At 64.6% G+C, this 22,673-nt stretch carries 23 protein-coding genes; 9 read left to right on the top strand and 14 right to left on the bottom strand.

Annotated features, from left to right (window positions below):
* Window positions 1-11: 11 nt before the first annotated feature.
* The 11 genes from LJX93_RS08340 to LJX93_RS08290 form a co-directional block, all read right to left on the bottom strand.
* Window positions 12-224 carry a hypothetical protein gene (locus LJX93_RS08340; RefSeq protein ID WP_033700297.1) on the bottom strand — a complete coding sequence of 71 codons (213 nt, stop codon included), beginning with the start codon at window positions 222-224 and terminating at the stop codon, window positions 12-14.
* Window positions 221-691 (bottom strand): hypothetical protein, encoded by a 471-nt coding sequence (locus LJX93_RS08335; protein WP_033700299.1) that lies wholly within the window; start codon window positions 689-691, stop codon window positions 221-223. The genes LJX93_RS08340 and LJX93_RS08335 overlap by 4 nt, the downstream gene beginning before the upstream one ends.
* A gap of 362 nt (window positions 692-1,053) precedes the next feature.
* Window positions 1,054-1,248, bottom strand: coding sequence for a hypothetical protein (locus LJX93_RS08330; RefSeq protein WP_033700301.1), 195 nt, complete (start codon window positions 1,246-1,248; stop codon window positions 1,054-1,056).
* Between the two features lie 182 nt (window positions 1,249-1,430).
* On the bottom strand, window positions 1,431-1,835 hold the full coding sequence (locus LJX93_RS08325; protein WP_033700302.1) for a TraR/DksA family transcriptional regulator: 405 nt from the start codon (window positions 1,833-1,835) through the stop codon (window positions 1,431-1,433).
* A gap of 267 nt (window positions 1,836-2,102) precedes the next feature.
* Window positions 2,103-2,876 carry an enoyl-CoA hydratase gene (locus LJX93_RS08320; protein WP_033700305.1) on the bottom strand — a complete coding sequence of 258 codons (774 nt, stop codon included), beginning with the start codon at window positions 2,874-2,876 and terminating at the stop codon, window positions 2,103-2,105.
* Between the two features lie 13 nt (window positions 2,877-2,889).
* A complete protein-coding gene (locus LJX93_RS08315) occupies window positions 2,890-4,017 on the bottom strand; it encodes an acyl-CoA dehydrogenase (RefSeq protein ID WP_033700307.1) in 1,128 nt (375 codons plus the stop codon).
* Window positions 4,018-4,025: 8 nt separating this feature from the next.
* On the bottom strand, window positions 4,026-5,219 hold the full coding sequence (locus tag LJX93_RS08310) for an acetyl-CoA C-acyltransferase (protein ID WP_033700309.1): 1,194 nt from the start codon (window positions 5,217-5,219) through the stop codon (window positions 4,026-4,028).
* A 12-nt stretch (window positions 5,220-5,231) separates the two neighbouring features.
* On the bottom strand, window positions 5,232-5,999 hold the full coding sequence (locus tag LJX93_RS08305; protein WP_033700311.1) for an SDR family NAD(P)-dependent oxidoreductase: 768 nt from the start codon (window positions 5,997-5,999) through the stop codon (window positions 5,232-5,234).
* A gap of 11 nt (window positions 6,000-6,010) precedes the next feature.
* Window positions 6,011-7,657 (bottom strand): acyl-CoA synthetase, encoded by a 1,647-nt coding sequence (locus tag LJX93_RS08300; RefSeq protein WP_033700313.1) that lies wholly within the window; start codon window positions 7,655-7,657, stop codon window positions 6,011-6,013.
* A gap of 263 nt (window positions 7,658-7,920) precedes the next feature.
* Window positions 7,921-8,943, bottom strand: a complete 1,023-nt coding sequence (locus tag LJX93_RS08295) for an AraC family transcriptional regulator (RefSeq protein WP_156310681.1) — start codon at window positions 8,941-8,943, stop codon at window positions 7,921-7,923.
* Between the two features lie 57 nt (window positions 8,944-9,000).
* Window positions 9,001-9,864: a LysR substrate-binding domain-containing protein gene (locus LJX93_RS08290; RefSeq protein ID WP_033700317.1), complete on the bottom strand. Its 864-nt coding sequence runs from the start codon at window positions 9,862-9,864 to the stop codon at window positions 9,001-9,003.
* 134 nt (window positions 9,865-9,998) lie between these two features.
* Here LJX93_RS08290 and LJX93_RS08285 point away from each other — a divergent pair, with 134 nt between their 5' ends.
* From LJX93_RS08285 to panB, 3 genes are all read left to right on the top strand, one after another.
* Window positions 9,999-11,105, top strand: coding sequence for a 2-aminoethylphosphonate--pyruvate transaminase (locus tag LJX93_RS08285; protein WP_156310683.1), 1,107 nt, complete (start codon window positions 9,999-10,001; stop codon window positions 11,103-11,105).
* 34 nt (window positions 11,106-11,139) lie between these two features.
* A complete protein-coding gene (gene phnX, locus LJX93_RS08280) occupies window positions 11,140-11,967 on the top strand; it encodes a phosphonoacetaldehyde hydrolase (RefSeq protein ID WP_033700321.1) in 828 nt (275 codons plus the stop codon).
* 149 nt (window positions 11,968-12,116) lie between these two features.
* Window positions 12,117-12,932 carry a 3-methyl-2-oxobutanoate hydroxymethyltransferase gene (gene panB / locus LJX93_RS08275; protein ID WP_033700322.1) on the top strand — a complete coding sequence of 272 codons (816 nt, stop codon included), beginning with the start codon at window positions 12,117-12,119 and terminating at the stop codon, window positions 12,930-12,932.
* Here panB and LJX93_RS08270 read toward each other — a convergent pair.
* Window positions 12,920-14,329 (bottom strand): PLP-dependent aminotransferase family protein, encoded by a 1,410-nt coding sequence (locus tag LJX93_RS08270; RefSeq protein ID WP_227696940.1) that lies wholly within the window; start codon window positions 14,327-14,329, stop codon window positions 12,920-12,922. The genes panB and LJX93_RS08270 overlap by 13 nt on opposite strands.
* A gap of 79 nt (window positions 14,330-14,408) precedes the next feature.
* Window positions 14,409-15,473, bottom strand: coding sequence for an AI-2E family transporter (locus tag LJX93_RS08265; protein ID WP_033700327.1), 1,065 nt, complete (start codon window positions 15,471-15,473; stop codon window positions 14,409-14,411).
* Between the two features lie 131 nt (window positions 15,474-15,604).
* On the opposite strand from LJX93_RS08265, the gene yegQ reads away from it, so the two are divergent.
* From yegQ to LJX93_RS08235, 6 genes are all read left to right on the top strand, one after another.
* A complete protein-coding gene (gene yegQ, locus LJX93_RS08260; protein WP_033700329.1) occupies window positions 15,605-16,939 on the top strand; it encodes a tRNA 5-hydroxyuridine modification protein YegQ in 1,335 nt (444 codons plus the stop codon).
* Between the two features lie 78 nt (window positions 16,940-17,017).
* A complete protein-coding gene (locus tag LJX93_RS08255; RefSeq protein WP_227696938.1) occupies window positions 17,018-18,709 on the top strand; it encodes a copper resistance system multicopper oxidase in 1,692 nt (563 codons plus the stop codon).
* Window positions 18,702-19,571: a copper resistance protein B gene (locus LJX93_RS08250; RefSeq protein ID WP_047583903.1), complete on the top strand. Its 870-nt coding sequence runs from the start codon at window positions 18,702-18,704 to the stop codon at window positions 19,569-19,571. Before LJX93_RS08255 ends, LJX93_RS08250 begins: the two co-directional genes overlap by 8 nt.
* Before the next feature lie 14 nt (window positions 19,572-19,585).
* On the top strand, window positions 19,586-20,014 hold the full coding sequence (locus LJX93_RS08245) for a DUF411 domain-containing protein (protein ID WP_033700334.1): 429 nt from the start codon (window positions 19,586-19,588) through the stop codon (window positions 20,012-20,014).
* Window positions 20,014-20,451, top strand: a complete 438-nt coding sequence (locus tag LJX93_RS08240; protein ID WP_033700336.1) for a YqaA family protein — start codon at window positions 20,014-20,016, stop codon at window positions 20,449-20,451. Before LJX93_RS08245 ends, LJX93_RS08240 begins: the two co-directional genes overlap by 1 nt.
* Before the next feature lie 75 nt (window positions 20,452-20,526).
* Window positions 20,527-21,525 (top strand): alpha/beta fold hydrolase, encoded by a 999-nt coding sequence (locus LJX93_RS08235; RefSeq protein ID WP_227696936.1) that lies wholly within the window; start codon window positions 20,527-20,529, stop codon window positions 21,523-21,525.
* A 2-nt stretch (window positions 21,526-21,527) separates the two neighbouring features.
* Here LJX93_RS08235 and zapE read toward each other — a convergent pair whose 3' ends face one another.
* On the bottom strand, window positions 21,528-22,637 hold the full coding sequence (gene zapE / locus LJX93_RS08230; protein WP_227696935.1) for a cell division protein ZapE: 1,110 nt from the start codon (window positions 22,635-22,637) through the stop codon (window positions 21,528-21,530).
* Window positions 22,638-22,673 lie beyond the last annotated feature (36 nt).

Below are 22,673 nucleotides of genomic sequence, written 5' to 3'. Positions count from 1 at the left end.
AGCGTGCAGCCTCAGCCCTGGCTGAGGCGCTGCAGCTCGCGTCGGACCATGGCGGCATACGGTGGCGGGCCGAGCCGATACAGTTCACCGGCCACCCAGTTCAGCCAAGCCCCTTGCAAGTCCTCACGCCGAGCCAACAGGCGTTCGGCTTGCGCCAGCGCATCCGCCTGGTGCTGCTGATGGAACTCGGCACGCGAAACGGGCGAGCCGTTGCCGTCAGTCATTCACTTGCCTTGAAGGTGGTCAGCTCACCCTTGCGCCATTTCGCGACTTTGCCGGTCACGGCCTTGAGCAGCTTGCCCAGGCCTTCCTGCACTTGCTGTTGCGCAGCAAAGACCAACATCACGCCATGGCCCTCGCGCAGCACGATGCCCTCGCCTTCAGGCACCGAAACAAAGGCATAGTCGCCCACGCCGTAGACGTTGAGCTTGATGTCACGAAAGCGCATTTCCAACTTGCCGCCCTCGCGGCTGGGCAGTACGGCGGCACGGAAGTGATCGCCTACTTTCAGCTCCAGGCGCTGCTTGTCATCGACCACCAATGCGCTCTCGGTGTCGATCTCGGCCATATACAAGCCTTCAGGACTTTGTTCGGTGACATAGATAAAGCGGCCTTGGAACAGCTGGGCCAATTTACCGCGCAAATCGCCCAGGGCGAACAAGGCGTGGGTATCAAGAGTGCTGACTGCCAATGAAGTGATCCTCAACCGGTTACATCCCGCCCCCACACACGCTCGGTGAGGCACGGCCATTACATAGCGATAGGCGAAAAGAGTAATAAAGCGATGCGCTGATGTCTGTGCCTGCTGGCGATGCAGCATGCAGGATTCTTTACTCTGGCTTGCCAGATCTGGCCTCAGTACAGGCTTTCGGCAAATTCCCAACGCGGGAAGTGTAATGCCTGACAATAAAGCCGCCAGAAAAGATGCGATAGGGCGTTGCAGAGCACCCGACAGAACGGGCTCTGAAATCCATCAGCGCATTACTGGGGAAGGAATATGCACGAAAACACCGAAATCCGTCGAGAGGCAAACAACATTTCTTGCGACCGCCTTCAAGCGGCAAGGCCCTTCCTGAGTTGCTGCAACCAGGCCGCCTGGCATTCCACAGCCTCATCACGCGTGGCGAACGCAGTACCGCGGCGCTCACCATTGACCAGCACCACCCAGCAAATGCGCTTGCCCAGCGCCTGCAAGGTGGCAGGCACACCGGAGCCAATCATCACGGCTACATCGACTCGGCTATTCATCATCCCCTCCGGAATTTAATTAGCACCCTAACGATAAAGCCATGATACGCCTGCCTGCAGGCAGGAAACAGCGCATCTCGGTACAGCAGTGTTACGCCACAAGCAACAAATTCAGCAGCGTTTGCCGCAACAACGCAAAAAGCCCCAGGGATTTCTCCGTGGGGCTCACGCACCGCGCTCGATCAGATCTGCCGCTGGTGGCGGTCGAGCTGCTCGTGGCGCTCCTGGGCTTCGATGCAGTACTTGGTGGTCGGGCTGATCAGCAGACGCTGCAGGCCGATGGGCTCACCACTGTCATCGCACCAGCCAAAGCTTTCGTCAGCGATTCGGCCCAGGGCCATCTCCAGCTGCGGCAGCAGGCGTTGGTCACGCTCGATGGCGTTGACCAACCAGTGGCGCTCTTCTTCGACCGAGGCCACATCAGCTGGATCCGACGGGGTTTCCAGGCTTTCGATGATGATGCGGTTCTTATCGATGCGTTCATGGGTTTCGACTTTCATCGCTTGCAGCAGGCCAGTGAAAAAGGCCAGCTGTTCAGCGCTCATGTAGTCATCGGCCGACATGGCCAGCAACTGTTCCTTGGTCATCGATTTCTCTATGAAAAAATGTGCATTGGGCGATTCGGGTGCCGCCGACGCCAGCGCGTCGGCAGCGGAATTCTTCAAGCGCCAACCGGCACTCTTTTACAGGGGGCGGCAGTCTAAGGCGCCACGTCGCGTGGAGCAACTGCAATTGGGGGGGAATTTACGCCCATTGACCAGAATCCGCTGGTCGGCGCCCTGGGCGGGCATGCCTTGAGAGGGCGGGTGCATTCGAGAAGAAGCGCGCCACCTCTCAAGGCAAGTACAACGCACTCAGCGATCCTTGAACTGCGCCTCACGCTTGCCAATGAAGGCACTCATGCCTTCCTTCTGGTCTTCAGTGGCGAAGGCCGCATGGAACACTCGACGCTCAAACCGCACGCCCTCACTGAGGGTAACTTCAAAGGCCCGATTGACACTCTCCTTGACCATCATGCTCACCGGGATCGACTTGCTGGCAATGGTCGCAGCCACTTTCAGCGCTTCCTCAAGCAGCTCGACCTGGGGCACGATGCGCGCCACAAGGCCGGCGCGCTCTGCCTCTTCGGCGCCCATCAGGCGGCCGGTCAGGCACAGTTCCATGGCCTTGGCCTTGCCGACTGCGCGGGTCAGCCGCTGGGTGCCGCCCATGCCGGGCAATACGCCCAGGTTGACCTCAGGCTGACCGAATTTGGCATTGTCAGCGGCCAGAATGAAGTCGCACATCATCGCCAGTTCACAGCCGCCACCCAAGGCAAAACCCGACACCGCAGCAATGATCGGTTTGCGCCGGTTGGCGATGCGATCAGCATCGCTGAACAGGTCATCGACGTAGATCTGCGGGTATTTGAGGTCGGCCATTTCCTTGATGTCGGCACCGGCGGCAAACGCCTTGGCCGAGCCTGTCAGCACTACGCAGCCGATGTTCGGGTCCTTTTCCAGCTGGTCCAGGGCCTGGTTGATCTCGCCCACGATCTGCGCGTTGAGTGCATTGAGCGCCTGGGGCCGGTTGAGGGTAATCAGGCCGACCTTGCCGTGGATGTCCAACAGGATGGTTTCGAATGCCATGCAGACTGCTCCTTCAAAGATTGCGCGCAATGACCATGCGCTGAATGTCGCTGGTGCCTTCGTAGATCTGGCAAACCCGAACGTCGCGGTAGATCCGCTCCAGCGGGAAGTCACTCAGATAGCCATATCCGCCCAGGGTCTGCAAGGCATCCGAACAGACCTTTTCGGCCATTTCCGAGGCGAACAGCTTGGCCATCGACGCCTCCACCAGCGCAGGGCGCCCGGCGTCACGCAGCGCGGCGGCATGCAACACCATCTGCCGGGCCACGGCAATGCGCGTGGCCATGTCAGCCAGGCGGAACGCCACGGCCTGGTGCTCGATCAACGGCTTGCCAAAGCTCTGGCGCTCCTTGGCATAGTCGCGCGCCACCTCGAACGCGGCACGTGCCATGCCGACCGACTGGGACGCAATGCCGATACGCCCACCCTCAAGGTTGGCCAGGGCGATCTTGTAGCCCTGCCCTTCTTCGCCCAGGCGATTGGCAACGGGCACGCGCACATTGTCGAAAACGATCTGACAGGTGTCCGAGGCATGCTGCCCTAGCTTGTCCTCGACCCTCGCCACCTGGTAGCCCGGCGCATCGGTGGGCACGATGAAAGCGGTGATGCCGCGCTTGCCCGCTTGCGGGTCGGTCACCGCAAACACGATGACCACACCGGCGTTCTGCCCGGAGGTGATGAACTGTTTGCTGCCGTTGAGCACATAGTGATCGCCCTCCAGACGCGCGCGGGTCTTCAGGCTGCTGGCATCGGAGCCCGCCTGGGGCTCGGTCAGGGCGAAGGCGCCGATCATCGCACCGCTGGCCAGCGGCGTCAGAAACTGCTGCTTTTGCTGCTCGGTGCCAAACTTCAGGATCGGCACACAACCCACCGAGTTGTGCACGCTCATGATGGTCGAGCAGGCACCGTCGCCTGCGGCGATTTCTTCAAGGGCCATGGCGTAGGCTACATAGCCGGTGTCGCTGCCCCCGTACTGCTCCGGCACCAGCATGCCGAACAGGCCCAGCGCGGCCATCTCGTCGATGGCTTCACGGGGGAAGCGGTGCGCCTTGTCCCACTGTTCGGCGAACGGCCGCAGCCGTTCCTGGGCAAAGTCACGGACAGCGTCAGCGATTTGTTGTTGCTCGTCAGTTACCAGCATGGTTCACCTCAATACAGGCATTCGACGGCCATGGCCGTGGCCTCGCCACCGCCGATGCAGATGGCGGCCACGCCCCGGCGCAGGTTGTTCTGGCGCAGGGCCGACAGCAAGGTCACCAAAATCCGCGCACCCGAGGCACCGATCGGGTGGCCCAGCGCGCAGGCACCGCCGTGGATGTTGACCTTGTCATGCGGCAGGTCGAGGTGCTTCATGGCCGCGAGGGTGACGACGGCAAAGGCTTCGTTGATCTCGAACAGGTCCACCTCGGCCAGGTTCCAGCCGGTGCGCTTCATCAGTTTGTCGATGGCGCCGATCGGCGCGGTGGGGAACAGCGCCGGAGCATCGGCGAACGCCGCATGGCCATGAATGACGGCCAGGGGTTTCAAACCGCGCTTTTCAGCTTCGCTACGGCGCATCAGCACCAGTGCCGCGGCGCCGTCGGAAATCGAACTGGCGTTGGCCGCTGTCACCGTCCCGCCCTCACGGAAGGCCGGCTTGAGCTGCGGGATCTTGTCCAGACGCGCCTTGGGCGGTTGTTCGTCATCCTTGATCACGCGCTTTTCCTTGCCTTCGGTGACCTCTACCGGGACGATCTCGGCGCTGAAGCGGCCGTTTTTGATGGCGTCCTGGGCGCGGGTCAGCGAGCTGATGGCGAAGGCATCCTGGGCTTCGCGGCTAAAGCCGCCAGCCTGCGCGCAATCCTCGGCGAAGGTGCCCATCAGGCGCCCTTTGTCGTAAGCGTCTTCCAGGCCGTCCATGAACATATGGTCAATGATCTTGCCATGCCCCATGCGGTAGCCACTGCGGGCCTTGTCCAGCAGGTAGGGCGCGTTGGTCATGCTCTCCATGCCACCGGCCACCACCACATCGGCGCTGCCGGCCAGCAGCAGGTCATGGGCCATGATCGCCGCCTGCATGCCCGAACCGCACATCTTGTTCAGGGTGGTGCAGGTGGTGTGTTTATCCAGGCCGGCGCCCAGCGCCGCCTGACGTGCAGGCGCCTGCCCCAGGCCTGCCGGCAGCACGCAACCGAACAGCACCTGCTCGACGCTGGTGGCCTGGATGCCGGCGCGCTCGACGGCGGCGCGGATTGCGGCGGCGCCCAGTTGCGGCGCGGTCAGGCTCTTGAGGTCGCCCTGCAGGCCGCCCATGGGCGTGCGCACGGCGTTGACGATGACAATCGGGTCGTTGGCGAGGGTCATGTTCATTTCTCCTTACTTGGCAGCCATGCGCAGTGCGCCGTCGAGGCGGATCACCTCGCCGTTGAGCATGCTGTTCTCGATGATGTGGCGGGCCAGTGCGGCGTATTCCTGCGGGCGGCCCAGGCGTGGCGGGAACGGTACGCCAGCGGCAAGCGAGTCGCGCACTTCCTGGGTCATGCCGGCCATCATGGGCGTCTCGAAAATGCCTGGGGCGATGGTCATCACGCGGATACCGAAACGCGCCAGCTCACGGGCCGCTGGCAGCGTGAGGCTGGCGATGGCGCCCTTGGACGCGGCGTAGGCGGCCTGGCCGATCTGCCCGTCATAGGCGGCGATGGACGCGGTGTTGATGATCACACCCCGTTCAGCGCCTTCGTCAGCCGGGCCCTCGGCCATCGCCGCCGCCGTCAGGCGCAGCAGGTTGAAGCTGCCAATCAGGTTGACGTTGATGACCTTGGCGAAGCTCGCCAGCCCATGCGGCCCTTGCTTGCCCAGGACCTTCTCGGCGCCGACGATACCGGCGCAGTTGACCAAGCCATGAATGCTGCCAAACGCGCTGACGGCGGCGTCGACCGCAGCCTTGGCGGCCTGCTCGTCGCTGATGTCAGCGACTGCGAAACGGGCGTTGTCGCCCAGTTCACGCGCCTTGGCTTCGACGGCCTGGGCATTGAGGTCGACCAGCATGACCTTGGCACCCGCCTCGATCAGCATTTGCGCGGTGGCGGCACCTAGCCCGGAAGCCGCGCCGCTGACGATGAAATGTTTGTTGATGATCTGCATGGTAGGTTCCCTCAGGCGCTGGCGCTGGCGGCCAGCAGCGCGTGTTGTTTGGCGATTTCCTGGTTGCGCAGGATGAAGCGTTGCAGCTTGCCGCTCGGGGTCTTGGGCAGCTCGCTGACGAATTCGATTTCACGCGGGTAGGCGTGGGCATACAGGCGCTGGCGCACGTGTTGGCGCAAGGTCTCTTCCAGCTCAGCGGTGCCTGACACACCGTTGGCCAATACCACGAAGGCCTTGATCAGTTCGGTGCGCTCGGGGTCGGGCTTGCCGATCACCGCCGCCTCGATGACTGCCGGGTGTTCGATCAGCGCGCTTTCCACATCGAACGGACCAACCCGGTAGCCGGAGGTGGTGATCACGTCGTCGCTGCGGCCGACAAAACTGATGCTGCCGTCAGCGTTGAGCTCGACAGTGTCGCCGCTGAGGTAGTACTTGCCCACGAAAGATCGGGTAGGCACACCGTGGTAACCACCGAACCAGCAAAGCGGCGATTGCTCGCGGTCAACCGCCAGGATGCCTGGCTGGCCGACCGGTAATTCTGCGCCCTGTTCATCCAGCACGACGATGCGGTGACCGGGAATGGCGAACCCGGCTGACCCCAGGTGTACCGGGTGTTTGAGAGCATGGTGGTTGCACAGCACCATGCCCAGTTCGGTCTGGCCGTAATGATCGTGGATGGTCACACCCAGCTCGTCGGCGAACCAGCGAATCACCTCCGGGTTGAGCGGTTCGCCCGCGCTGCTGACGACCCGCAGGCGCCCCTTGATCGGCGCGGAGAACTCGCTACCCGCGGCAATCAGCAGCCGATAGGCCGTGGGTGAGCCCGCCAGGTTGGTGATGCCCAGCTTGTTGATGACCCGCGCGCAGCTCTCGACGCTGAACGGGCCATCGTAGAAGGTGGTGGCGTGGCCCAGCGACAGCGGGCCGGTCACCGCGTAATACAGGCCATACGCCCAGCCTGGGTCGGCCAGGTTCCAGAAGTTGTCCTCGGGGCGCAGGCCGATGGCATCGCGCATGTAGCCCTGGAAGGCCACAATCGCGCGCAGCGGCACCTCCAAGGGTTTGGCAGGGCCGGTGGTGCCGGAGGTGAACATCAGCAGGAACGGGTCATCGCCCGAGCGCATGACGGGCTCACAGACGGCTGAGGCCGTCGCCAGGCATTGTTGGAAATCCAGCTCGCCACTGCGGGCGTTGACCGTGATGATCGTCGGGCAGGCCTGCACATCGTCCAGCTTGGCGCGATTGTGGCTGTCGGTGACGACGACCCGGGCGTGGGACTGCTCCAGGCGGTGTTCGATGGCCTTAGGCCCGAACGCGGTGAACAGCGGCTGGTACACCGCCCCCAGGCGCCAGGTGGCGAGAATGGTGACCAGCAGCTCGGGGGTACGCGGCATCAGGCCGGCAACCCGGTCGCCGGCACCCACGCCCTGCGCCTTGAGCACATTGGCAAAACGGGCAGCTTGCGCCTTCAGCTGATCGAAGCTGTGGCGCGTGCTGTTGCCCTCGCGGTCCTCGTGGATCAGCGCCAGCTTGCCGTCACCGGCATGCCGATCACAGCATTCGACACAGGCATTGAGGGCAGCGAGGTTGCCATGCAGCGCCGTGCTGGCGGCCTGGGCAAGGTCGAACGCTCGAACGGCCTCGGCGTAATCACGCATCGTCTGACTCCTGGTTCTTGTTTTTGGAGTTTAACCATCAGTCCGACGATGTTCGCGCCGCTCAATCGCGGCGGCAATGGCCAAAGCTGTCAATCTGGATGACCGGTTTGGCCGCCCTCGTTCACCCCGCTGCGCGCTTGGCTGCACGCAGGTAGGACTGGGTGAGCCCGCTGATCAGGCGCTCGGTATCCATGCTCTGCTGTTCCCGCAGGCCGCTTTACGCAGAGGGAAGCGGCCCGCGCGGCCTTGCCACGGCAGCGCCCTCAGTGCCCCGAATCGCGTGCCTGAATCAATGCCCGGTAGTGCCCCGGGTTACAGCCAAACCACTTGCGAAACGCCTTGTAGAACGAACTGCTGTCGGCAAACCCAAGACGCTCGGCGATCTCGCCCATGGCCGCCTCTTCCTGGCTCAACCAGGCGATCGCCAGCTCACGGCGCACGCTGTCTTTCAAGCCCTGGTAGTTCTGCCCCTCCTCGGCCAGGCGCCGGCGCAGGGTCGAGGGCGACAGGCACAACTGGCGCGCCAGGCTGTCACCGTCGGGCCAATGCTCCGGGGCCAGGCGCAGCAGGTCGGTGCGGATACGCCGCCCAAGGCTTGCGGGGTCACGGTATTTGACCAGAATGTTGCCCGGCGCTTCGGCAAGAAAGCGCTGCAGTTCCTCCTCGCTGCGCCGCAGTGGCAGCTCGAGGCATTCGGCGGCGATGATCATGCGCGTGCGCGGGCGCTCGAACTGCAGGTTCTCCGAAAACATCACCCGATAGTCATCACAGAAGGGGGGTTCGGCACAGCGCAGGTCGATGGCCAGGATCGGGATGCGCCGCCCGGCCAGCCAGCAGGCCACGCCATGCACGATCATCCAGAAGGTGAAATACGTGAAGGCGCGACGGGGTTCGTCACGCGGCTCGTTGATGACGATCTCGGCCAGGCCTTCCTGGCGAACCAAACTTGGCTGCAGGTCTTCGAGCATCAGCGACAGGAACGCCAACGCGGTTTCCAGCGCCGTGCCCAAGCTCGGCTGGCCCATGCTCGCCCGGCACATGAACGCCAGGCTGCCGCTGCGCAGGCCACGCGGGTCCATGGCGAAGAACTCGTCATTGCAGCGCCGCGCCAGCAAACGCCAGAGGCGGGCATAGGCGTCGGCACTGACCCGTGCAGCGGGCAGGTGCAAGTGCTCGACGGCAATGCCAGCCCGCGCCAGCAAGCCGCTGTCGGGTTCACCCTTCGGGCAGGTCTGCAACAGCGCTTCGCGCACCAGCTGCATGGAGATAGTGTCTTTATCGCTCATCGACAGTCCTGTCGGTTCTGTGCCGGCCATGTTAGGGCGCCCAGTTGAAAACAGCCATCACAGCCCCGCCGCCAGGCTCAGGAAGGCCTGGATCAGGCGCAGTTCGCGGCGGCGCTCCAGGCAGCCGATCATGTGCTGGTTGAGCAGACCATCGCCGGCCAGCGGCCGAGCCACCACCCGTGGGTCATGGGCCACTTCAGTGGACGACACAACGCCAATGCCCAGCTCCGAGGCCACCGCTTCGGTTACTGCCTCGCGGCTGTCCAGCTCCAACAGTACCCGCGGCTGCACGCCCGCCTTGGCGCAGGCCTTGTCAAAGGTACGCCGGGTAGTGGAGCTCGGCTCACGCAGCACCATGATCTGCTGGTGCAGCTCGGCCAGCGGCAAGTCCCCCTCGCCACTGGCCCAGGCATGCCCCGCCGGCAGCAAGGCGCACAGGCGCGATTCACACAGGCTCTGCAAATGCAGGCCCTTGCGCGGTTCGATCTCGGTCAGCACGGCCACGTCGGCATGCTCGCTGAGCAACGCAGCCAGGGTTTCCTGGGCATTGCCCAGGCGCAGGTTGACAGTAATGCCCGGGTAGCGCTCGCGCAGCAGCGCAAGCATCGGCATGACCCGGTGCGGGCCGTCGGCGGCCACTTCCAGGCGCCCGGTCAGCAATTGCCGGTTGGCCTCGAGCATGGCCTGGGCCTCCTCCGCCAGGCCGAACATGGCGCGGGTGATGGCTGCCAACCGCGTGCCCTCCTCGGTCAGCTCCACGCGCCGGGCGGTACGCCGCAACAAGGTGATCTGGTAGTGCTCTTCCAGCGCCTTGACGTGGCCGGTGACGGCCGGCTGGCTGATGAACAACCGCGCCGCAGCGCGGGTGAAGCTACCTTCACGCGCCACCGCATCGAAGGCACGCAGCTGGAACAGGTTCATATCTATCGGCCCGACTTATGGCTGGCATAACAACAAACAATTTGATTGATAGCACAGTGAATTGCAACCTTGGCTCCGTAGTTTCAGCGCCAGATTTTTCGGCTCACCACCCGCCGCTTGTGAGGAACCACGGAATGAGCAACGCCCCGATCCTGCTGACCCCCGGCCCCCTGACCACTTCAGCCCGTACCCGCCAAGCCATGCTGGTGGACTGGGGCTCCTGGGACCGCGACTTCAACCAACTCACGGCCAGCGTCTGCGAGCAATTGCTGGCGATCATCGACGGCAGCGCCAGCCACCACTGCGTGCCCCTGCAAGGCAGCGGCACCTTCGCCGTGGAAGCCGCCATCGGCACTCTGGTTCCGCGTGACGGCAAGGTGCTGGTGTTGATCAACGGGGCCTACGGCCAACGCCTTGCGAAGATCTGCAAGGTGCTGGGGCGCACCTACAGCACCTTCGAAACCGCCGAAGACCAGCCGACCACCGCCGCCGACGTCGACCGCCTGCTGGCTGCCGACCCGGGTGTCACCCACGTGGCGCTGATCCACTGCGAAACCAGCACCGGCATCCTCAACCCGCTGCCAGAGATCGCCCAGGTGATCAAACGCCACGGCAAGCGCCTGATCATCGATGCCATGAGCTCGTTCGGCGCCCTGCCGATCGATGCCCGTGCAGTCCCCTTCGAGGCATTGATCGCCGCCTCCGGCAAATGCCTGGAAGGCGTACCTGGCATGGGCTTCGTCTTCGCCGAAAAAACCGCACTGGCCGCAGCCGAAGGCAACGCCCACTCCCTGGCCATGGACCTGTACGACCAGCACACCTACATGGCCAAGACCGGCCAGTGGCGCTTCACCCCACCCACCCACGTGGTCGCGGCGCTGCACGAAGCATTGCAACAGTACAACGAGGAAGGCGGCCTGCCCGCCCGCCACCAGCGCTACGCCGACAACTGCAAGACGCTGCTGGACGGCATGGCCGCCATCGGCCTGCGCAGTTTCCTGCCCGCCGACATCCAGGCGCCGATCATCGTCACCTTCCATGCCCCGAACGACGCCCGCTACCAGTTCAAGGACTTCTACGAGCGGGTCAAGGCCAAGGGCTTCATCCTCTACCCCGGCAAGCTGACCCAGGTCGAAACCTTCCGCGTCGGCTGCATCGGCGTGGTCGGGCCAGACGGCATGCAGGCCGCCGTAAATGCCGTGGCCGACGTACTGCGGGAAATGGAAGTACTGACCATCTGACCCTTTGCCCACCCGACTTCAGGAATTAGCGCACATGAACTACAGCAACCCAACACAGCTGCAAGCCGCCATCCTCGACTGGGCCGGCACCGTGGTCGATTTCGGCTCGTTCGCCCCGACGCAGATCTTCGTCGAAGCCTTCGCCGAGTTCGATGTCCAGGTCTCCATCGAAGAAGCCCGTGGCCCGATGGGCATGGGCAAGTGGGACCACATCCGCACCCTGTGCAACGTGCCAGACATCGCCGAGCGCTACCGCAAGGTGTTCGGGCGCACCCCGACCGACGATGACGTCACCGCCCTCTACAACCGCTTCATGCCGCTGCAGATCGAAAAAATCGCCGTGCACTCGGCGCTGATCCCCGGCGCGCTGGACACCCTCACCGGCCTGCGCCAGGGCGGCCTGAAGATCGGCTCGTGCTCGGGTTACCCGAAGGTGGTCATGGACAAGGTGGTGGCGCTGGCCGCGCAGAACGGCTACGTGGCCGACCATGTAGTGGCCACCGACGAAACCCCGAATGGCCGCCCATGGCCGGCCCAGGCCCTGGCCAACGTGATTGCCCTGGGCATCGATGACGTGGCGGCCTGTGTGAAGGTCGATGACACCGTGCCGGGTATCCTCGAAGGCCGTCGTGCGGGCATGTGGACCGTGGCCCTGGTGTGCTCCGGCAATGCCTTGGGGCTGACCTGGGAAGGCTACCAGGCGCTGAGTGCCGAGGCGCTGGAGAGCGAGCGCAAGCGCATTCATGCGCTGTTCGCCAGTTCCCGCCCGCACTACCTGATCGACACCATCAACGAGCTGCCCGAGGTGATTGCCGATATCAACCAGCGCCTGGCCAAGGGCGAGATGCCGCAGGCCTGCTGACCGTCGCGCTTGGCGCCTGGGGTTGCCTTGCAGCCCCAGGCGCGCATCTGGGTTGTTTTCCAGGGCCATTCTGTACATTGCGCCGTGACTGCGAAACTCAATAATCGGGCCACCTCTTTCCTGACGATTACACCGCAAAGGGAACACCGATGAGCACGCATACCCGCAACAGACGGCTGACGGTACCGCAGCTGGTGGCCATGAAAGGCCGGCAGAAAATCGTTTCGCTGACGGCCTACTCCAGCGCTATTGCCAAGGTCATCGACCCCCTGGTCGATTTCATTCTGGTGGGTGACTCCACCGCGATGGTCGGCTACGGCCGCCCGTCCACCCTGGGCATGCGCCTGGACGAAATCATTGGCCATACCCGGGCGGTCGTAGACAGCACGCGCCTGGCCTGCGTGATCGCCGACATGCCATTCGGCAGCTACCAGGAATCCCATGAGCAGGCGTTTCGCAACTGCGCCCAGGTACTCGCCAGCACCGGTTGCGACGCGGTAAAGCTGGAGGCCAACCAGGCCTTGGCAAGCACCGTGGCGTTTCTGGTCGCGCGCGGCATACCGGTCATGGCGCACATCGGCCTGATGCCGCAGTTCATCAATGTGATGGGCGGCTACAAGGCCCAAGGCCTGAGCCCCGACAGTGGCGCTGCACTGCGTGCCGATGCGCAGGCCAACCTTGAGGCCGGAGCCTTCAGCCTGGTGCTCGAAGGCGTGGCCGAACCCATTGCCCGCGCCATCACCGAGGCCACCGACAAACCGACCATCGGCATTGGCGCCTCACCCGCTTGCGATGGCCAGGTGCTGGTCACCGAAGACCTGCTGGGGCTGGGCGGCGAGCACGTGCCACGCTTCGTCAAGCAGTATGCCGACGTAGGCCAGGTGATCCGCGAGGCCTGCGCCCGCTACGCTGACGAAGTGCGCAACGGCGCCTTCCCCGAAATGCATCACTGCTACGGGGTCTGAGCCTCGTCCTGAATCGCCTTGACCAGGCGTTGCAGCGCCTGGCGAATGTCCTTGTCCCAGTCCAGCGTGTAGCACAGCCGCAGGTGGCCCTGCCAAAGGCCACGTTGGCTGAAGATTTCCCCCGGCGCGATGACGATGCGCTGGGCCAACAGCCGCTCGAAGACCCGGCGCATGTCCACTGGCCGGGTCGCCGCCAGCCACAGGCTCGCCCCGCCCTGCGGCTCGACGATACGCAGGCAGCCTTGGCCGTGGGCCTCCAGCAACGCCTTCATGTACAGCATGCGAGCGCGCAGCAAAGGCCGCAGGCGTTGCAGATGCTGCTCTACCCGACGCGAGGTGAACAACTTGGCGATCGCCTTCTGGCGAATCGGTGACAACCGAAAACCGCGCTCCAGAAACACGTGCTGCAAGCGCTCGGCATGGCGCTTGCAAAGCAGATAGCCATAAGGCGCCTCGGCACCGATCACCTTGTCGAAGGCAGCGAACACCAACAGCCGGTCGGGGTCGGCGAAATCACGATAGCGCGGCGCCGCCTCGTGGAAACACAGTTCGCCATAACCGTCGTTCTCGAACAGCCACACCTCGCGCTCGGCCAGCCAGCGGCAGATCTGCTGTTTGTCCTCGGCCGGCATCAGGCCACCCTGAGGCGCATTGGTGGTTGAGGACAGCACTGCCAGGCGTACCGGCGCGTTGCTCAGCAGTTGCTGCAAGTGCTGCAGGTCGAACCGACCGTCGTCGCCCAAGGGCACTTCGATGATGGTCATGCGCGCGGCCTGCAACTGCCTCAGTACCGCCCAGCTGCAGGGCGACTCGACCAGCGCCACCTCGCCTTCGAGGTTCAGGGCACGCACCGCCAGCTCCAGCATGCTGCGCAGGTCGGCACCGATGAACACGTGCTCGGCTTGCCAGCAAAGCTGCGCCGAGCGGGTATAAATGCCCGCCAGCACGCTGCGCAATTCAGGTTCACCGAACGGTTGATACAGCGGCACTTGGGCACGCGGGTATTGGCGCGCCAGCTCCCGTTCGATCATCAGCAGCGGTTTATCCAGCGACAGCAGCATGGCCGGCGCATCACTGCCAAGGGCCAGCATGCCAGGCTGGCGAGCGCTGGCAAACACGGTGTCGAGCAAGCTCGCGGAGGGCTCCCTGCGCAACGGCGCGCTGCGGGTGACGGTGAAGTAGCCCCGCTTGGGCCGCGCAATCACCCGCCCCTGATCCTCGAGCAGCGCATAGGCGTACTTGGTGCTGGAGACCGAAACACTCAGCCGCTGGGCCAGATCACGCAACGACGGCATGCGCTGCTCCACGTCGCAAGGCGCCGCCTCGATCCAGTCGAGCAGGTAGCGGTAGACCGCCTGGTAGGTGAAGCCGGGTTTGTCGCTGTGGCGGGTATCCATACTCGGGCATCGTAGGCAGATAACGGCTACAGGGTAAACGAAAGCCCCTGCCCAGCGTCCAGCATCAGCGGCGCAACCTTTATTCCGGTAACTGCACCTGCGGCTTGGTCGCGGCAAAAATCGCCCAGCTCGACACGAACAACGCCGCGATCAACGGCCCGATCACGAACCCGTTGAGCCCGAACACCGCCAGCCCGCCCAAGGTGGAAACCAGGATCAGGTAGTCTGGCATGCGCGTATCCTTGCCCACCAGAATCGGCCGCAGCACGTTGTCCACCAGGCCGATCACCAGCACGCCGAAAGCGCTCAGGATCACCCCCGGCAAAATCGCCCCGGTCAGCAGGAAGTACGCCGCCACCGGCGCCCACACGATGCCCGCCCCCACCGCTGGCAACAGCGACAGAAACGCCATCAGCACCGCCCACACCAGCGCACTCGGAATATCCAGCACCCAGAAGATCAGACCGCCCAGCGCGCCCTGGGTAATGGCAACCAGCACGTTGCCCTTGACCGTCGCCCGCACCACACGGTTGAACTTCAACTGCAACCGGCGCTTCTGGTGCTCGGGCAGTGGCACCGCCAACCGCACTCGCCTGGCGACTTCCGGCCCCTCACGCAGAAAGAAGAACAGCAGGTACATCATGATGCCGAAGCTGATCAGGAACTCGAACGTGCCCTGGCCAAAGTTGAATGCCTGGCTGGCCAGCACCTGGCTACCTTGCGTGGCCCACTTGGTGATCTTGTCGCGCAGCCCATCCAGGTTACCCATGCCCATGCTGTCCAGGCTGTGCTGCGCGAAGGCCGGCAGCATGACCTTGCCGCGCTCGACGTAGCCGGCGATATCCAGTTGCCCGCTCTCGATGCGCTGGTACAGCGTGGCGCCCTCCTGTACTAGCAGGGCACTGGTGATGATGACCGGCAGTACCGCCACCAGCAGGCACACCATCAAGGTGGTGAACGCTGCCAGGTTGCGCCGCCGCCCAAAGCGGATCAGCAGGTTCCGCTGCAAGGGGGCAAACAGGATGCCCAGTATCACCGCCCAGAAGATCGCACCGTAGTACGGCAGCAGGATCCAGACGAAGGCAATGGTCACCAGCGTCAGGAGGACTGCCAGGGCTTTGTTCTGTAGAGCGGTTGGGTTCATGGCACTTCCTCGCGGGTTCTTGGACATTAGTGCCCGCCGCTGCCGCAAAAGTGCCGCTGCTCCGTTGATTCAGGTCAATACGCTGTGGCCGGCAGGTGCTTAGCATCCGCACCTTTTGCCCCGGTGCGTCCATGAACCCTCCCGCCAAGCCCGAACTGCTGGCCCCCGCCGGCTCCCTCAAGAGCATGCGTTATGCCTTCGCCTATGGCGCCGACGCGGTCTATGCCGGCCAGCCGCGCTACAGCTTGCGGGTGCGCAACAACGAATTCGACCACGCCAACCTGGCGCTGGGCATCCAGGAAGCGCATGCCCTGGGCAAGCACTTCTACGTGGTGGTCAACATCGCCCCGCACAATGCCAAGCTCAAGACTTTCCTCAAGGACCTCGCACCGGTGATCGCAATGGCACCGGATGCGCTGATCATGTCCGACCCCGGCCTGATCATGCTGGTGCGCCAGCACTACCCAGAGATGCCAGTACACCTGTCGGTGCAGGCCAACACGGTCAACTGGGCCAGCGTGCAGTTCTGGCAACAGCAGGGGATAAGCCGAGTGATTTTGTCGCGGGAGCTGTCGCTGGAGGAGATCGAAGAAATCCGCCAGCAGGTGCCGGGCATGGAGCTGGAGGTTTTCGTCCACGGCGCGCTGTGCATGGCCTATTCCGGCCGCTGCCTGCTGTCGGGCTACCTCAACAAGCGCGACGCGAACCAGGGCAGCTGCACCAATGCCTGCCGCTGGAAGTACCAGGCCACGCCCGCCGGCGAAGACGCCACGGGCGACATCGTGCGCCAGGTCGAGCCGACCCTGGGCCTCGGTGCGCCCACCGAGCACGTCTTCCTGCTGCACGAAAGCAACCGCCCAGACGACGCGATGCCGGCGTTCGAGGACGAGCACGGCACCTACATCATGAACGCCAAGGACCTGCGCGCCATCCAGCACGTCGGGCGCCTGGCCGGCATGGGCGTGCACTCGCTGAAGATCGAGGGCCGGACCAAGTCGCACTTTTACTGCGCCCGCGCGGTGCAGTCGTACCGCCAGGCGATCGATGACGCCGTGGCCGGCCGGCCTTTCGATCGCGCCCTGATGGACAACCTTGAATCCCTGGCCCAGCGCGGTTACACCGAAGGTTTTCTGCGCCGGCATGTGCACGACGAGTACCAGAACTACCAGCGTGGCAACTCACTGTCCGAACGCCAGCAGTTCGTCGGCGAGCTGACCGGCGCGCGCGTGGACGGCCTGGCCGAGGTCAAGGTCAAGAACCGCTTCGCCGTGGGCGACCACCTGGAGCTGATGACACCGCGTGGCAACTACCATTTCGACCTGCACCGCCTGTGCGGCCGCCAGCAGCAAGCCCTCGAAGTGGCCCCAGGGGACGGCCATGTGGTGTACCTGCCGATCCCTGAACAGGTCTCCCTGGAGTACGGCCTGCTGATGCGCGACCTGCGCCACGAAGAAGCCGCCGCCTGACAACGCTGTAATGTGCAGCTCAGCTGGCTGACAGCCGGCACAAGCGAACATCGGGGCTCTCTCGCATGAGGCCTCGCCATGTTGCGCACCCCCTCCCGTCGTACCTTCGTCAAAGGCCTGGGCGCCGCCACCACACTGGCAGGCCTGGGCCTGTGGCGGCCGTTGGCCCAGGCAGCCGATGGCCGCGACCTGGCCGGGCAGCACTTCGAGCTGTCGGTCGGCCAGAGCGCCGTCAATATCACCGGCCGCCCGCGCACAGCCCTCACCGTCAACAACAGCCTGCCCGGCCCGGTGCTGCGCTGGCGCGAAGGTGATACGGTCAGCCTGCGCGTGCGCAACCACCTCGATCAGGCCACCTCGATCCACTGGCATGGCATCCTTCTGCCGGCCAACATGGACGGCGTCCCTGGCCTGAGCTTTGCCGGTATCGAGCCTGGGGGCAGCTACCTCTACCAGTTCACCCTGCGCCAAAGCGGCACCTACTGGTACCACAGCCATTCCGGGCTGCAGGAGCAGGCGGGGGTGTATGGGGCGATCGTCATCGAACCCCGCGAAGCCGAGGCGCACCGCTACCAGCGTGACCATGTGCTGCTGTTCAGCGACTGGTCGGACCAACCTCCCGAGCAGCTGCTGGCGACACTGAAGAAGCAGTCCGACGCCTTCAACTACCACAAGCGCACGCTCGGTGACTTCATCGATGACGTGGCTGACAATGGCTGGCGCGCTACGGTCGCCGAACGCATGGGCTGGGCAAGCATGCGCATGAGCCCCACCGACCTTGCCGATATCAGCGCAGCTACCTACACCTACCTGCTCAATGGCCAGCCGCCGGACGGCAACTTCACCTGCCTGTTCCAACCGGGTGAAACCGTGCGCCTGCGGCTGATCAATGCCTCGGCCATGACCTATTTCGACTTTCGCATCCCCGGCCTGAAACTGACGGTGATCGCCGCCGACGGCCTGCCGGTGACGCCGGTCAGCGTGGACGAACTGCGCATCGCCGTGGCCGAAACCTACGACGTGCTGGTAACCGTCGGCAACCTGCCCGCCTACACCCTGTACGCCCAGAGCATGGACCGCAGCGGCTACGCCCGCGGCACCCTGGCCCGCGCCAGCGGCTTGCAGGCACCGGTGCCGCAGCCCGACCCTCGGCCGGTGCTGAGCATGGCCGACATGGGCCACGGCGCCATGGCCGGCATGGACCACAGCAATATGGCCGGCATGGACCATTCGGCCATGCCCGCCATGCAGCAGCACCCGGCCAGCGAAACCGACAACCCACTGGTGGACATGCAGACCATGGCCCCACAGCCCAACCTCGCCGACCCAGGCATCGGCCTGCGCGGCAATGGCAGGCGGGTGCTGACCTACGCCGACCTGCGCAGCCCCTACCCCGACCCCGACGGCCGCGAACCGTCACGCGACATCGAGCTGCACCTGACCGGCCACATGGAACGCTTCGCCTGGTCGTTCGACGGGGTCAAGTTCAGCGATGCCGCACCGTTGCGCCTGACCTACGGCGAGCGCGTGCGCATCACCCTGGTCAACGACACCATGATGACCCACCCCATCCACCTGCACGGCATGTGGAGCGACCTGGAGGACGAGCACGGGCGCTTTCAGGTGCGCAAGCATACCGTCGACATCCCGCCTGGCAGCCGCCGCTCGTACCGGGTCACTGCCGACGCCCTGGGCCGCTGGGCCTACCACTGCCACCTGCTCTACCACATGGAGACCGGCATGTTCCGCGAGGTACGGGTCGATGAATGAGCCCAACAACCGCCGCATCATCACCGGCGTAGCCCTGCTGGCATTGCTCGCCAGTGAGCGCGTCCTGGCCGCCGGCATGCAGCACATGGACCACGGCGCCATGCCCATGGACCACCGCCAGATGAACCATGCAACGCCGCCTGCGCAGCAACCGCGCACACCATTGCCGATGTTCAGCGACGCCGACCGCCACGCCGCCTTCGCGCCGCTGCCAGGGCACCAGGTGCATGACCGCGCGCTCAACTGGGCAGTGATCGTCGACCAGCTCGAATACCAGCATGTGGACAACGGCAGTGCCTTGAACTGGAACGCCAGCGCCTGGGTCGGCGGCGATATCGACCGGCTGTGGCTGCGCAGCGAAGGCGAGCGCGAGCAAGGCCAGACCCACAAGGCCGAACTGCAGGCGCTGTGGGGCCACGCCATCAGCCCCTGGTGGGAACTGGTCGGCGGCCTGCGCCAAGACTTCAAGCCCGCCAGCGGCCAGGCCTGGGCAGCCTTCGGCATCCAGGGCACACCGCTGTATGGCGTAGAGCTGGAGGCCACCGCCTATGCCGGCGAGCGGCAACAGTCCGCGCTGCGCCTGGAAGCCGCTTACGCTATGCTGCTGACCAACCGCTGGATACTCGAACCCACCCTGGAAGCCAACTTCTTCGGCCGCAACGATGGCGGCCGCGAGCAAGGCACAGGGCTGGCTGACAGCGAGGTCGGCCTGCGCCTGCGCTACGAAATCAGCCGTGGCTTTGCGCCCTACCTCGGGGTCAGTTTCAATCGCCTGCACGGCAACCGCGCCGATCAGGCCCGCGAAGACGGCGAAGACACAGGCCAGACCCGCCTGGTGGCCGGTATCCGCCTGCGTTTCTAAAGGAGTGCTTCACCATGCTGCGCAAACACCTGCTCACCGTCGGCCTGCTGGCCATCACCGGCCTGGCCCAGGCCGCCGAAACCCTCGATGTGTACCGCGACCCCAACTGCGGCTGCTGCAAGGCCTGGATCAGCCACCTGCGCGACAACGGCTTCACCGTCAATGACCACGTCGAACCCAACATGAGCGCGGTCAAGCAACGCCTGGGCGTGGCGCCGCGCCTGGCCTCGTGCCATACCGGGGTGATCGACGGCAAGTTCGTCGAAGGCCATGTACCGGCCGAACAGGTTCGCCTGCTGGCCAAGCGCGACGACCTCAAGGGCCTGGCCGTGCCGGGCATGCCCATGGGCTCGCCGGGCATGGAAATGGGTGACCACAAAGACGCCTACCAGGTCATCGGCGTGACCCAGGATGGCAAGGACACCGTGGTCGCCAACTACTGATGCTCAGCTTATGGGCGCTGTTTTTCAGCGCCTTCGGCGCCGCCACCCTGCTGCCGCTGCAATCGGAGGCGGTGCTGGTCGGCTTGCTGCTGCGCCAGCCCGATGCCTGGGTAACCTTGCTGCTGGTGGCTACCCTGGGCAATGTGCTCGGCTCGGTGGTCAACTGGCTACTGGGGCGGGCCATCGAACACTGGCGTGACAAGCGTTGGTTCCCGTTCAGCGCCGTCCAGCTGGAGCGTGCCCAGCAGCGCTACCAGCGGTGGGGGCAGTGGTCGCTGCTGCTGAGCTGGATGCCAGTGATCGGCGACCCGCTCACCCTGATCGCCGGGATCATGCGCGAGCCGTTCTGGCGCTTCATGCTGCTGGTAACCCTGGCCAAGGCCGGCCGTTACGCGGTGGTGGCAATGATCACTCTGGGCTGGTTTCACGCCTGGTAACACCTTTGCCGCTTGCGGGGGTCAACTCACTGTTACAGTCGCCAATTCCTACATGGCCCTACACGGAGTGCCCCCATGCTGCGCGCAACCGCCCTGGCTCTGGCCTGCCTTGTCGGCGGCCCGGCCATCGCCGCCGAGTCGCCCACCTACGGTAAACAGCTCGAAGGGTTCAGCTACCCTCACCCGCTCAAGCATTTCGATTTCAAATCCCAGGGCCAACCCCTGCAGATGGGCTACATGGACGTGCCTGCCCAAGGTCAGGCCAACGGCCGCAGCGTGCTGCTGATGCATGGCAAGAACTTCTGCGCCGCCACCTGGGAAACCACCATCAATGCCCTGAGCAAGGCCGGCTACCGGGTCATCGCCCCGGACCAGGTCGGCTTCTGCACCTCCAGCAAACCCGCGTATTACCAGTACAGCTTCCAGCAACTGGCAGACAACACCCATGCCCTGCTCGACAAATTGGGCGTGAAGCAGGCCATTGTGCTGGGCCACTCCACAGGCGGCATGCTCGCCACCCGCTATGCACTGATGTACCCGCAGCAGGTCGAGCGCCTGGCGATGGTCAACCCGATCGGCCTTGAGGACTGGAAAGCCCTGGGCGTGCCGTATCGTACGGTGGACCAGTGGTATGCACGGGAGCTCAAGCTCGATGCCGCAGGGGTACGTGAGTATGAGCGCAAGACGTACTACGCCGGGCGCTGGAAGCCGGAGTACGAGCGCTGGGTGCAGATGCTGGTAGGCCTGAACCAAGGCCCGGGCCACGAAGCAGTGGCGTGGAACTCGGCGCTGATCTACGACATGATCTTCACCCAGCCGGTGTACCACGAGTTCAAGGACCTGAAGATGCCGACCCTGCTGCTGATCGGCGATCAGGACACCACGGCCATTGGCAGCGATATCGCACCGCCAGAAGTCAAGGCACAGCTGGGCAAGTACCAGGTGCTGGGGCCGCAGGTGGCCAGGCTGATCCCCCAGGGTGAACTGGTGACATTCGAAGGCATGGGCCACGCGCCGCAGATCGAAGAGCCGGTGCGGTTCAACCGGACCCTGATCGAGTGGCTGGAGCGCTAAGCCTACGAGCCGAAGCGCTGCAGTTGCATCTCGCGCAAGCGGCTCAGGGTGCGTTGGTACGGGAACGCCAGGTACCCTTGCGTGTACAGCGCATCGAGCGGTACCTGCGCCTCCACATACAACGCCACCCGGCGGTCGTAGCATTCGTCGACCAGCGCAATGAACCGGCGCACCGCATCGTCCTTGGGCGACAGCGCCGGCAGTTCACGGTCCCCTGCCGCGACCCGCGCCGCGCCATCTTCTGTACCCCGGGCGATGCGGCCGGCCCGTTGTTCGCCGCCCAACGCCGGTACCCCTTCCAGCAGAATCGAGGGGAAGCGGTCACACAACGCCATGAACTCGGTGGCCGCCAAGGGTTGCTCGCAGAGGTCGCTAAAGCGGCACCAGATGGCCTGCTCGCTGCGCCGGATGACCGTGATCTGCCTGGAGCCTATGGCCAACGGCTGGTCGCTCCCCGGGTCTGCCGGGCTGAGTTGGCGAAACACCTCGGCGAGCACCCCTCGCTCACCGGGTTCGACCACCCAGTAACGCTGGTGCTGCGCGCCCGGGTGCAGGCGATGGTCCTGATCACCGGCCACCGACAGCACCCGCATGTGCCGCTCGATGGCCGCAATTGCCGGCACGAAGCGGTCACGGTTGAAGCCGTCGCGGTAGAGCTGGTCTGGTGGCTGGTTGGAGGTAGCGACGATCACCACGCCCTGATCGAACAGTACCTGGAACAGCCGCCCGAGGATGATCGCGTCGCCGATGTCGTTGACGAACAACTCGTCGAAACACAGCACACGAATCTGCCTGGCCAGTTCACGGGCCAGGGCCAGCAGCGGGTCAGCGGTGCCGTTGAGCTGGAACAGGCGCTGGTGCACCCAGGCCATGAAATGGTGAAAGTGCTGGCGTCGGCTGGGCAGTTGCAGGCAGCGGTGGAACTGGTCCATCAGCCAGGTCTTGCCACGGCCGACCGGGCCCCAGAGGTAGATGCCCTGGGTCGGGCGGCCATGTGCCACTGCCTCGAAACAGGCCTGCAGCGCGTTGATCGCATCGGCCTGTGCAGGGTCGTGGACATAGCCGTGGTCGGCCAGGGCTTGTTGGTAGAGGGTCTGCGGGTCTGGGGTCATGCGGCATTATCAGTACCGGCCCCCTCGCCGGCAAGC

It is taken from the genome of Pseudomonas sp. HN2-3 (assembly GCF_020691745.1).
Classification (GTDB): domain Bacteria; phylum Pseudomonadota; class Gammaproteobacteria; order Pseudomonadales; family Pseudomonadaceae; genus Aquipseudomonas; species Aquipseudomonas capeferrum.
This window is presented reverse-complemented; position numbering and strand designations above follow the sequence as displayed.